This window comes from Pseudoalteromonas sp. QJM3NY_22 (assembly GCF_056173065.1).
In genome coordinates this window covers 859,228-871,906 of record NZ_CM149655.1, presented here as the reverse complement: position 1 = coordinate 871,906, position 12,679 = coordinate 859,228, and the positions used below count along the sequence as shown (strand labels likewise).

Here is a 12,679-nt window from a genome sequence, read left to right as displayed (position 1 = left end):
TTCTAGCTCCTTAAAATAACTCACTGTCGTCACTAAATAAATTGTCGAGTTCTTTATCTACTTTTACGCGAATTTCGTGATCGACCTTCACATTTAAATTAATAGTAATGGGCTCTTTAGCAGACACCTCAACACGATGCGTGCAGGCACTGAGTGCACTAATAGCACTCAGCGCGAGTAGTACTTTTGTCAATAACGACTGTCTCATTATTAGTTTCCTTTTTGTGAGTATTGTTGCTCAACTTTTTGTGTAATTTCGTCACTTAAACGCAGTGCGCGTAAAAGTGTAAACACGTTTTCTTCGTGGTTATAGTTAAAGTTAACTTGCTGCTGCTCTGCTTTATTATAGCCTTGTAAATTAACCCCTAGTTTTAACCAGCCATCGTTTTTTAGTTCAACACTACTATTTAGCTTTTGAATATCTAGATTTGTTAATAACCCTAACACAGGTTGCAACTCTTGCTGTTGCTGCATCACCGAATCAAACGCGGCATTATTAGTAATTTTTAAATTACCGGTGCCTTGGCTAAATAAGCTACCGTCAATTATTTCAATTTTTCCACTATCAAAATGGACAGGTAAAGACCCCGCCAAGCGCCCCGTTAATACAATGCCCGACTTATCGTCGAGTGTAACAAGTTTACTTGCATCAATATTTTCAAACTTAACATTAGCAACTTGGTTTGGCTTCCCTACTGTGTAGCTATCTAACGAAAACTCGCCACCAAACACACTTCCTTTTACATCATTTATAAGCGCGGTATTGCCACTCACTTGCCATAGCCCTTTAATCTTTTTAACTACGGCACCTGCTCTAAATTCATTCAAATTAAAGTTAGTTGATTTTAAATTAAGCTTACCTGAATTATATTCCCCACTAAATGTACTGTTCAAATCGCTCGCAAGGTAATCGTTATACAATGCACTTGTATGACTAATCCCTATATTGAACAGTGCATTTTGTAAGTTTATATCGCCACTAATATAGCCATTAAATTCGCCCTCTGTTAGTTGCGCTAGTGGCTCAAATTGACTAATAAACGCATTTAACGGCAACGTACTTTGCTCAGGAATAATCACTTCAAACGGATGAGCTTGCGACGATACATGATGATTTACCACTAACTCAACATCGTTTACAAATACATGATGCGTGGCTTTTAGCGCTCGGCTTTGTAGCCCAGTAGACTCTACTTTTATATTATTAAGTTTTATGTCAGGGCTATTAACAGCTTTTATATTCGTTTTTGCTGTTAGATCAGCAAATAACTCACCTACTCCTAAATTAGCCTTTGCTGTTAATGTGTTACTTATATCTGTGACTTTAAATTCTTTATATTCTGCGCTTTTTAATTGCTGGGTTAACGCTACCTCTGCGTTTAACTGTTTATCCATTTTTGCTGTTAAATCACCTTGGTATTGCACTGCACTTATATCAAACGCATCTACACTATTAAGCGTTAATTTAGCATTTATAAACCCAATTGGTTTTGAGTCTATAAACCCACTTATATCAAAGTGACCACTAAGGCTAAGCCCATTAGCTGTTGCAGGTACAAACTCAGGCAAGCCTTCAAGCATAACGACGTAATCGCCTTTAATTGCAGTGCCAGATAACTGAGCATTAACGTTAATATTATTTATATCGGGTGTATTTATTTGAGCTGATAAAGTTGTCTGTAAGTATTCAAGTGGAGATGTAATATTTAGTGTTGTATCTGTTATTAAAATATCAAATTGCTTATCGCCCACGCTTACCAAATTAATTACAGGTACACTCAACTCACTAGCCCCTAAGCTAATTGATTGAGGGAGTTTAAGTTGCCAATTTAAAGGAACTTGTTTGCTAACAAAGCCTGCATATTCACTCGGTGGAATTAACTCAGTACAGCTTGGTTTTAAATTAATTTTGTTATTAAGCAAATCGGTATTAAACATTAACGCTTGGCTATTAAAATTAAAACGCATCGCCAATTTACCAGTGGTTAAAACGTTAACTTTGCACTGCTCATACATGTAAGCAAACTGGGAGCTAATATCGCCATTTAACTCAAGTTCTATACCATCAAAGCTAAATGCTTGCTGAGTATTAAAGTTAAAATCTGCTATTAATGTATTTTTAGTGTTTGTAACGTGCTTTAAAAAAGTGTCATTAATTTCAAACTGACCACTTACTTTATTAGCAGTCAAAATTGCACTTGCGTTTATATCACCTGAGACATTAAATTTATTTATTTCGGGTTCTAATATGCTTATTTTAAGTGGCTTATTGAGCTCATCACTTTTTACTACAAGCTGTTTAATATTGATTAATGGGCGATTTAAGGGAAGTGCTAAATCGAGATTTTTAGCAAGCTGATTAGCATTATCACTTTTAGGGAGTGGATTAACTGTTAGCACTGCATTTTCAATATCTACACGCTTTGTATTTGCAGTAATACCAGTAAGTTGTAATTGTTGACTTTGATAATTTAAACACACTTTATCAGCATGGAAATTTAGTTCAGACGTGATTGAAAAATCAAGGCAGTTTAATGTGACACCCGCTTTTTTAAGCTCAGGCGCTATAACCCACTGTAATAATGGCAAGCGAAATACATAACCAAGCAGTAAGGTACTTAGTAATACAGCTCCAACAATTAAACCAACTCGCTTAAACATACTATCCTTAAATGCTTTGTGCTTTTAGCTAAAACTATACTAATCAAAAAAGGCTGCACAATGCAGCCTTTTTTATTTTACAGTAAGATTATGAATCTAACTTGTATAAACGTAAATATAATTAACCTACGTTTTTACGTGCGTTACGGAACATACGCATCCACGGGCTATCCTCGATCCACTCATCAGGATGCCAAGAGTTGGCAACGCTTCTGAATACGCGTTCTGGATGCGGCATCATTACAGTGGCGCGACCATCAGTTGACGTAATACCTGTAATACCTTCTGGAGAGCCATTTGGGTTAGCTGGGTACTGCGTTGTAGGGTTACCGTAGTTATCTACAAACTTAACCGCTACAGTGCCGCTATCAAGCGCCGCTTTAGTGGCTGCATCGTTTGCAAACTCAGCATGACCTTCACCATGAGAAACCGCTATAGGCATACGCGAGCCAGCCATTCCGTTAAAGAACACAGACGGATTTTCTTGTATTTCTACTAAACTAAAGCGTGCTTCAAAACGCTCTGATTTATTAGTTACAAAGCGCGGCCAATGTTCAGTACCAGGGATCAACTCTTTTAACGTTGATAACATTTGGCAACCGTTACATACACCTAAGCTAAAGGTATCTTCACGGTGGAAGAAGTTTTGGAACTGATCGCGTGCCATGTCGTTAAACAAAATAGACTTAGCCCAACCTTCACCCGCACCAAGTACGTCACCGTATGAGAAACCACCACAGGCCACTAAACCTTTAAATTGCTCGAGTGTTAAACGACCTTCTAAAATATCGCTCATGTGTACATCAACAGCAGCAAAACCTGCACGGTTAAACGCTGCCGCCATTTCTAAATGAGAGTTAACACCCTGCTCACGTAAAATAGCCATTTGCGGTTTAGCACCGGTTGCAATGTATGGCGCTGCTATATCTTCGTTTAAATCAAAGTTAAGTTTTACGTTTAAGCCTGGATCTTTTGCATCAAATTTTGCATCAAACTCTTGCTTAGCACACTCAGGGTTATCACGACGTGCTTGCATTTGATACGTTGTTTCAGCCCAAATAGTACGAAGCTCAGTACGCGTATGATTAAGTACCGTATTTTCGCCACGGTTAAATATAATCGTATCGTCACTGTTAAGCGTGCCAATGTTGTGGCTAATTGCTGCTATACCATGTTGTTCAAACACCGCATTTACTACATCTAAATCAGCATTTGCAACTTGAATTACTACACCTAGCTCTTCGTTATAAAGCGCTTCAATGTCAGAACCTGTTAAAACTGCTAAATCAACCGTTACACCGGTATGACCCGTAAACGCCATTTCAGCAACCGTGGTAAATAAACCACCGTCTGAGCGGTCATGATAAGCAAGTAACTTACTATCAGCCACAAGTGCTTGCATTGCGTTATAAAAGCCTTTTAATAACTCAGGGCTATCAACATCAGGGGTTACATCACCTAATTGCTTATAAACTTGCGCAAGGCTTGATGCGCCCATGCGGTTTTTACCCGCACCTAAATCAACTAATATAAGCGATGTATCGCCTTTATCTGTGCGCAGTTGTGGCGTGACTGTCTTACGTACGTCGTCAACACGACCAAACGCAGTTATAACCAGTGAAAGCGGCGATGTTACTGACTTCTCTTGTGAGTCACCATCATCTTTCCATGTCGTTTTCATCGACATAGAATCTTTACCCACTGGAATCGTTAAACCAAGCGCAGGACAAAGCTCTTCCCCTACAGCTTTAACAGCTTCATATAAACCAGCATCTTCACCAGGGTGACCCGCTGCTGCCATCCAGTTTGCCGATAACTTAATGTTTTCAAGGCTACCAATATTTGCACAGGCAATATTAGTTAACGACTCAGCTACAGCTAAACGAGCAGATGCACCGTAATTAAGTAATGCAGCCGGAGTACGCTCACCAAGTGACATAGCTTCACCGTGGTAAGTGTCATACGTTGCCGCAGTTACTGCACAGTTAGCAACAGGTACTTGCCAAGGACCAACCATTTGATCGCGCGCCACCAAACCCGTAACTGAGCGATCGCCGATTGTTATTAAGAATGTTTTTTCTGCAATGGTTGGTAAACGCATTAAGCGCTGCGCTGCATCTGCTGCATTTATTGATGTGATATCAAGCGCTTTGCCAACAACGTGCTTTGACGTTACATCGCGGTGCATTTTAGGTGCTTTACCTAATAATACGTCCAGCGGCAAATCAACAGGGTTATTTTCAAAATGGCTGTCTGACACTGTTAAGTGAGGTTCAGTGGTTGCTTCACCAATAACAGCGTACTGGGCACGTTCGCGCTTACAAATTGCTTCAAAGCGGTCAAAGTCCTCTACGCCAACAGCGAGTACATAACGCTCTTGTGATTCATTACACCAAATTTCGTGTGGTGCCATGCCTGGCTCATCGTTAGGGATGCTACGTAATTGGAACTTACCACCACGTCCGCCATCATTAACAAGCTCAGGAAACGCATTAGATAAACCACCGGCACCTACATCATGGATAAACGCGATTGGGTTTTCATCGCCTAGTTGCCAACATTTATCAATAACTTCTTGGCAACGACGTTCCATTTCTGGGTTTTCACGTTGTACTGAAGCAAAGTCTAAATCTTCGTTTGACTGACCTGAGGCCATACTTGATGCAGCACCACCGCCTAAACCAATGTTCATTGCAGGTCCGCCTAGCGCAATTAATTTAGCGCCAACAGGAATATCACCTTTTTGAACATGATCAGAGCGAATATTACCCAAACCACCGGCAAGCATAATGGGTTTATGGTAACCACGTACTTCTTCACCATTATGGCTTGTTACTTTTTCTTCGTAAGTACGGAAGTAGCCTAGTAGGTTAGGACGACCAAACTCATTATTAAATGCAGCGCCACCTAGTGGACCTTCTGTCATTATATCAAGTGCGTTTACAATACGACCCGGCTTACCAAAATCGCTTTCCCACGGTTGCTCGTAACCTGGAATACGTAAGTTTGATACAGTAAAGCCAACTAAGCCTGCTTTTGGCTTAGAGCCACGACCAGTTGCGCCTTCATCGCGAATCTCACCACCAGAACCTGTAGCAGCACCTGAGAATGGCGCAATAGCTGTTGGGTGGTTATGAGTTTCAACTTTCATTAGTATTTCAATGTCTTCTTGGTGATACGCATATTCACCTTGCGCATTTGGGAAGAAGCGACCCGCTTTTGAGCCTTTCATTACCGCCGCGTTATCTTTATACGCCGACAATACATTTTCAGGATTTAGCTCAAAAGTATTTTTAATCATTTTAAACAGCGATTTTGGCTGCTCTTTACCATCGATTGTCCAGTCAGCATTAAATATTTTATGGCGACAATGCTCTGAGTTCGCTTGTGCAAACATAAACAATTCGATGTCGTTAGGGTTACGGCCTAACTTTGTAAAATTTTCTACTAAGTAGTCTATTTCGTCATCAGCAAGCGCAAAGCCTTGTTCAACATTGGCTGTTGCTAGTGCTTCGCGTCCACCACCTAAAATATCGACAGACGACATTTGGCGTGGTGCATCACTGCGAAACAGCTGAGCCGCATCTTCAAGTTCATTATGTGTGGCTTCAGTCATGCGGTCGTGTAATAACGCAGTTACTTGTGCAAGTTGTTCTGCATTTAAATCACCTTCAACATAATAAGCAATACCGCGTTCAACACGGTGAACCTGCTTTAAACCACAGTTGTGGGCGATGTCGGTAGCTTTAGATGCCCAAGGTGAGATGGTACCTGGGCGAGGTGTAACAAGTACAAGTTTGCCAGCTGGGGTATGCTCAGCAATGGTTGGACCGTAAGTTAATAGTTTTTCAAGCTTGGTTTGCTCAGCGCTACTCAACGGCGATGTTAAATCGGCAAAGTGAGTATACTCGGCATATACGTTAGTGATTGGAAGTTGCGATTGTTGGCAACGCGCTAAAATTTTATTAACTCTGAACTCTGAAAGTGCTGGTGCACCACGAAGGATCAACATAGATAATTTCATCCGGGGTTAGGGATTGAACGATATTTTAGGCACGCATTATAGTCCAATTAGCATTCAGATTTAACTCAAAATTACGCTTTTCATAAAATTAACTTTTCAGCTGTATTTATAGTCTGTTTTGGTTAATAAAATAAAAGGTAAAGTGACGTGATGGCTTAGTTTTGCTATAACGGTGGCTAGCGAGATTAAGGGGCACTCAATGTTCAAAGAAAAACTAATAATAATCATTACTTTAGTTATGCTGTTATGCGCATGTGATATGCAAGAACAGCCAACTCAACTCGCCCAAATAAAAGAGCAAAACAAAATACGTGTGGGTACGCTTGCGAGTGCCAGTAATTATTATCAAGCAGTACAAGGAGAGCAAGGTTTTGAATATGAGTTATCTCAAGCCTTTGCTGATTATTTAGGTGTAGAGCTTGAAATAGTACCTTTCTTTAACTTATCTGACATGTTTGAACGCCTTGAAAAGGGGGATTTAGACTTAATTGCCTCAGGACTTACCTACAATAAAACCCGTGCAGAGCAATATCGCTATGGCCCAACTTATCGCACAATTAGCCAAAAGTTAGTTTATAAACAAGGGCGCGTTCGCCCACGTGATTTTGATGATTTAGATGGTAACTTTACCGTTATAGCTAAAAGTAGCCATTCGCTTACTTTACAAAAAATGAAAAAAAACAATCCTGAACTCACTTGGACCGAAAGCGAAGAGTTTGACGAAGAAGAGTTACTTCAAGCAGTTATTGACGGTGAGATAGATTACACCCTTGCCGATACACATACCTTGTCTCTGTTTCGTCGGTATCACCCTAATTTAAGTATTGGCTTTTCAGTTACCCATAACGACCCAATCGCATGGATACTCAACAAATCTAAAGACGACTCTTTATATGCTCTACTTGTACCTTTTTTTGGTGATATAAAACAAAGTAATCAACTTTACGTACTTGAAGAAAAATACTTTGGGCATGTACGCCAATTTAACTATGTAAATACCCTAGCTTATATAGAAGCGATAAAAGAAACTCTACCAACATACCAACCGTGGTTTGAACAATATGCAGGTAGTCTTGATTGGCGTTTACTAGCAGCGCTTAGTTATCAAGAATCTATGTGGAATCCTCGCGCTAAATCGCCAACAGGCGTTCGCGGTATTATGATGTTAACCCGCAGTACAGCAAAACAAGTGGGTGTTACTAACCGATTAGAGCCAGAGCAAAACATTCGCGGTGGCGGTAAGTATCTAAGTAAGCTTATTAAGCGTATTCCCGACAGAATCCCGCAACCCGATAGAACATGGCTTGCATTAGCGGCCTACAATGTAGGTTGGGGACACGTTAACGACGCGCGTATAATTACCGAACAGCAAGGCGCAAGCCCTGATAAATGGGCTGATGTAAAAAAACGCTTACCACTGTTAATTAAAAAGCGCTATTACCGTAAAACCCGCTATGGTTATGCTCGTGGCGATGTAGCTGTAAAATACGTTGATAATATACGTCGCTATTACGATGCACTTGTTTGGTTAGATGAAAATAATGCTATTACAGAAAAACCTGAATCAATCGTAGAGCTAAGCACTGGAATCGAGCCAAAGCTAAACGTAACAAGTGAGATAAAAATTGAGGCAAGTGAAGCTCAAATACAAAAGCAACAACCTATAATTGAGCCCGAGCAGTCAAGTGAAAAAAATAACTAAGATTAATTTAGGTGTTTAATTTTGACCATATCTATAAGCGAAATTTAAGTAAATAAAATATCTGTTTACTTGTCATCAAATGATCACTAATGTGTGTTAATTGTATATCATTAATTTATAAGATACACCTCGTGCCTTTCTCACTCTTGCATTAGGAGAAAACATGCTAAAACGTAGACGCACACAAAGATTAAAACGTAATGTAATTTATTCAACGGCCACACGTCGTCGTGTTATGTTGCGAAAACTGCACAAAAAGATTATCTGGCGTCGCCGAATGTTTGCTATGCAGCAAATGGTAGAGTCAGAAATATCCCCTGCTGCTAATTAAAGATTAGTCGCATCACGAGCAGCTTTTTTAGCTGCTTTAATTTGTGCTCTTCTACGTTTAAAAAAATCTGAAATAGTATTGCCACACTGCTGTGCTAAAACACCACCACACACTTCAACTTGATGGTTTAACCTCGGCTCCTGTAATAAGTTCATAATTGAACCAGCGGACCCTGTTTTTTCGTCGGCTGCACCAAATACTAAACGCTTTATTCTGCTATGCACCAACATTCCTGCACACATAGAACAAGGCTCTAATGTTACGTACAGTGTACAATCTACTAAGCGATAGTTGTTAAGGACTTTTCCTGCTTCCCGCACTGCGATCATTTCGGCATGGGCAGATGGGTCGTTATCGGTTATTGAACGGTTGTACCCTACTGAAATTAGCTGGTTATCTTTTACTACAATCGCTCCTACAGGGATTTCATCAAGCAACTCTGCCTGCTTTGCATACAAAAGCGCTTGCTCCATCCAGTAGGAATCATCAAATGGCTCGTTCATTCTTTCTACTTAAATAACTTTTTATGCTGTGATTATACCTAGTTAGCACTCTAAAGTGCGTCATTCATTACTTTATTGCAAAAATAAAACAATATTTACCCGTTTGTAATGGCTCACTCGTGCTGATTTACGCTATAATCTCACGCTTTTTTTATTTAGCTCACAACACGGGTAGCAAATGAAATTTCCTGGACGCCGCAGGCATAAACATTATTTTCCAGTGGAAGCCAAAGATCCACTTACCAATCAACTTAACGCAACAGAGCGATTACAACGTAGTTATATTACGGGTATCGATCAGATCGTTGTTGATATAGAGGCAAAAGTTGATCAAGCTTTCCTTGACGAATTTCAACTACGTAGAGGTATGTCGCAAGTTATTGATAGCGACATAACAAACGCCTTATACGATCGTTTAAAATTAAACGATATGGTTGATTTTGAGTTTGCTGGTGGGACCATTGGTAACACTATGCACAACTACTCTGTACTTGCAGATGATCGCTCAGTTTTATTAGGCGTAATGAGCGAAAATATAAAAATAGGTAGCTACGCCTACCGCTTTTTATGCAACACCTCAAGCCGCGTAGATTTAAACTATCTTCAACCAGTAGATGGGCCTATAGGTCGTTGTTTTACATTAATTGATGAAACCGGTGAGCGTACTTTTGCAATAAGTGCGGGCCTAATGAATCACTTACGTCCTGAATCTATCGATAAAAACCTTATTGAAAATTCATCAGCATTAGTGATCAGTGCCTACCTCATGCGTACGCAAGGTAGTGAAACGATGACTGAAGCGACTATGCAAGCGGTAAAATACGCTAATGATGCAGGTGTGCCAGTTGTTCTTACACTCGGTACCAAGTTCTTAATTGAGCAAGACCCTACCTGGTGGGCAAACTTTGTTGAAAAGCATGTTGATATTCTTGCTATGAACGAAGAAGAAGGGTTAGCTATTACGGGTTTTGAAGACCCACTCCTAGCTGCTGATAAAGCACTTGATTGGGTAGATTTGGTAATTTGTACTGCTGGCGAAAAAGGCTTATTTATGGCCGGCTACGTTGACGAAAATTTAAAGCGCGAAACCGAATACCCGTTATTACCAGGAGCAATACCTGATTTTAATCGATACGAATTTTCACGTGCTATGCGTAAAACCGAGTGTGATAAGCCTATAAGAGCATATAGCCATACAGCCCCATTCATGGGTGGACCTGACTCAATTAAAAACACCAATGGTGCAGGCGATTGTGCTTTAGCGGCTGTACTACATGACTTATCAGCAAATGTTTATCATAAACTTAACGTGGCAAACTCTGCTAAGCATCAGCAACAAGCTATTACTTACTCATCACTATCGCAAATTAGTAAATATGCTAACCGAGCTAGTTATGAAGTGTTAGTTCAGCACTCTCCTCGCTTATCTCGCGGTTTACCAGAACGCGAAGACTGCTTAGAACAGGTTTATTGGGAACAGTAAATAACGGTGGGAGCAAGTATTGCTCCCTCTCGATTTCCTAAAAAATAGAAATATCGAGCTTTTTAGATAGTAGTTCCAGCGCCGCAATTCCTGCTACCGAATTACCAAACGAATTAAGCCCTGGAGAATAAACAGCTACCGTAAACTTATTTGGTAACACGGCTAAAATAGTCCCTGACACTCCCGACTTACCTGGCATACCTACTCTGTAACCAAAATCCCCCGCAGCATCATATAAACCACTGGTAAATAAAAGCGAATTTAGCTGCTTATTTTGACGACTACTTAAAACACGATCGCCCGATCGATTATCAACACCTTTATTTGCTAAAAAATTATAAGCTTTGGCTAATTCAATACAGTTGAGCTCAATAGAACAAAAGTTAAAATAAGACCATAAAACATCATCGACTTCATTTTCAAAATTACCAAACGATTTCATTAAATGTGCCATAGCAGCATTACGATGCCTAAATTCATACTCAGAATTAGCGACTTTTTTATCAATCACTATCCCTCTATTACCAGCTAACAACCTAAAGGTCTCGAGCATAGAGTGCATTGGTGCAGATAAGCGGCTGTACAACGCATCACACGTTACAATTGCGCCTGCATTTATGAAAGGGTTACGAGGAATCCCTTTTTCAAACTCAAGCTGTGTAAGCGAGTTAAAGGCAGTCCCTGAAGGTTCCTTTCCAACTCGATGCCAAAGCTCATCACCATAACGTTGCAGTGCCATAGTAAGTGTCATAACTTTAGAAACTGATTGAATAGTAAAACGTTGGGAGCAATCCCCCGCACACACAGTCTCACCATCAGTTGTATAAATAGCAATAGAAAATTGCTCAGGATCGACCTCTGCTAGGGCCGGTATATAATCAGCTACTTTTCCTTGTGATAATAAAGGGCGTACTTCATGTGCTATTTCATCAAGCACCTTTTGATAATCAGCTGTAGGCAAACTAGACCTCTATATCATCATTCATAAAAATTGGATTTTAGCACGCGCGAATAGACGCAACTAGTTTTGTTGTTGAATTTAAAGGGGGATGTTTTTCTTAATTTTAAAAAGCAAAAAACCCGTCACATTGCTGTAACGGGTTTCTCTTAATTAAATCCTAGTAATGTCGTAGTTGCCCACAGCGGTAGAGAGTCACATAGCAAATGCTAAACTATCTTTGTGTCGGGGCGTCCTTCTGCGGGGCTCGCCTTAGAACTATTTTATTTCGCCACTGAGTTCGGCATGGACTATTTACAAAATTCCAAAAAGCAAAAAAAACGTCACATTACTGTAACGGGTTTCTCTTAATTAAATCCTGGTAATGTCGTAGTGCCACAGCGGTGGAGAGCCACATAGCAAAAGCTACACTATCTTTGTGTCGGGCCATCCTTCTGCGGGGCTCGCCTTAGAGCTATTTTATTTCGCCACTGAGTTCGGCATGGACTATTTACAAAATTTCAGAAAGCAAAAAACCCGTCACATTACTGTAACGGGTTTCTCTTAATTAAATCCTGGTAATGTCGTAGTGCCACAGCGGTGGAGAGCCACATAGCAAATGCTACACGATTATTAACCTTGTCGTCACTTAGTGTGCAGAGTTCTACTAATTTCAAAAAGCAAAAAACCCGTCACATTGCTGTAACGGGTTTCTTTTAATTAAATCCTGGTAATGTCCTACTTTCACATAGCAAATGCTACACTATCATCGGCGCTGTTTCGTTTCACTACTGAGTTCGGCATGGAGTCAGGTGGGTCCAAAACGCTATTGTCACCAAGAAAATTCTTTTCAATTTTCTTATTTTAATTATTAAGGTTAAAGTCCTTCGACTGAATTTGAAGCCTGGTAATGTCCTACTTTCACATAGCAAATGCTACACTATCATCGGCGCTGTTTCGTTTCACTACTGAGTTCGGCATGGAGTCAGGTGGGTCCAAAACGCTATTGTCACCAAGCAAATTTGGGCGTTAATACGT

8 protein-coding genes and 2 rRNA genes are annotated in these 12,679 nt (G+C 40.2%); 3 read left to right on the top strand and 7 right to left on the bottom strand.

All coding sequences use genetic code 11. The features are described from left to right. Positions 1–10: 10 nt before the first annotated feature. The 3 genes from AC0VZ4_RS03850 to purL form a co-directional block, all read right to left on the bottom strand. A complete protein-coding gene (locus AC0VZ4_RS03850; RefSeq protein WP_337150805.1) occupies positions 11–208 on the bottom strand; it encodes a YnbE family lipoprotein in 198 nt (65 codons plus the stop codon). Positions 209–210: 2 nt separating this feature from the next. Further along, the gene (locus tag AC0VZ4_RS03845) at positions 211–2,661 is read right to left on the bottom strand and encodes an intermembrane phospholipid transport YdbH family protein (protein WP_475440955.1); all 2,451 of its coding nucleotides are present in this window, start codon (positions 2,659–2,661) and stop codon (positions 211–213) included. Between the two features lie 121 nt (positions 2,662–2,782). Beyond that, entirely contained in the window at positions 2,783–6,673 is a 3,891-nt protein-coding gene (purL, locus tag AC0VZ4_RS03840; protein ID WP_475440954.1) for a phosphoribosylformylglycinamidine synthase, read from the bottom strand. Positions 6,674–6,884: 211 nt separating this feature from the next. Between purL and mltF the strand changes: the two genes are divergently transcribed. Then, positions 6,885–8,387, top strand: a complete 1,503-nt coding sequence (gene mltF / locus AC0VZ4_RS03835; protein WP_475440953.1) for a membrane-bound lytic murein transglycosylase MltF — start codon at positions 6,885–6,887, stop codon at positions 8,385–8,387. Positions 8,388–8,550: 163 nt separating this feature from the next. Further along, positions 8,551–8,718: a hypothetical protein gene (locus tag AC0VZ4_RS03830; protein ID WP_475440952.1), complete on the top strand. Its 168-nt coding sequence runs from the start codon at positions 8,551–8,553 to the stop codon at positions 8,716–8,718. On the opposite strand, the gene tadA is transcribed toward AC0VZ4_RS03830, so the two are convergent. Continuing rightward, positions 8,715–9,221: a tRNA adenosine(34) deaminase TadA gene (gene tadA, locus AC0VZ4_RS03825; RefSeq protein WP_475440951.1), complete on the bottom strand. Its 507-nt coding sequence runs from the start codon at positions 9,219–9,221 to the stop codon at positions 8,715–8,717. The two genes, AC0VZ4_RS03830 and tadA, sit on opposite strands and share 4 nt — an antisense overlap. 178 nt (positions 9,222–9,399) lie before the next feature. On the opposite strand from tadA, the gene AC0VZ4_RS03820 reads away from it, so the two are divergent. Beyond that, on the top strand, positions 9,400–10,704 hold the full coding sequence (locus tag AC0VZ4_RS03820) for an inosine/guanosine kinase (RefSeq protein WP_033016283.1): 1,305 nt from the start codon (positions 9,400–9,402) through the stop codon (positions 10,702–10,704). Between the two features lie 37 nt (positions 10,705–10,741). Here AC0VZ4_RS03820 and glsB read toward each other — a convergent pair whose 3' ends face one another. The 3 genes from glsB to rrf (AC0VZ4_RS03805) all read right to left on the bottom strand — a co-directional run bounded on the left by glsB (position 10,742) and on the right by rrf (AC0VZ4_RS03805) (position 12,658). Then, on the bottom strand, positions 10,742–11,665 hold the full coding sequence (glsB, locus tag AC0VZ4_RS03815) for a glutaminase B (RefSeq protein ID WP_007378792.1): 924 nt from the start codon (positions 11,663–11,665) through the stop codon (positions 10,742–10,744). A 701-nt stretch (positions 11,666–12,366) separates the two neighbouring features. Continuing rightward, positions 12,367–12,481: ribosomal RNA gene (rrf, locus tag AC0VZ4_RS03810) — 5S ribosomal RNA — on the bottom strand. Positions 12,482–12,543: 62 nt separating this feature from the next. Then, positions 12,544–12,658, bottom strand: a 5S ribosomal RNA gene (gene rrf, locus AC0VZ4_RS03805). Positions 12,659–12,679 lie beyond the last annotated feature (21 nt).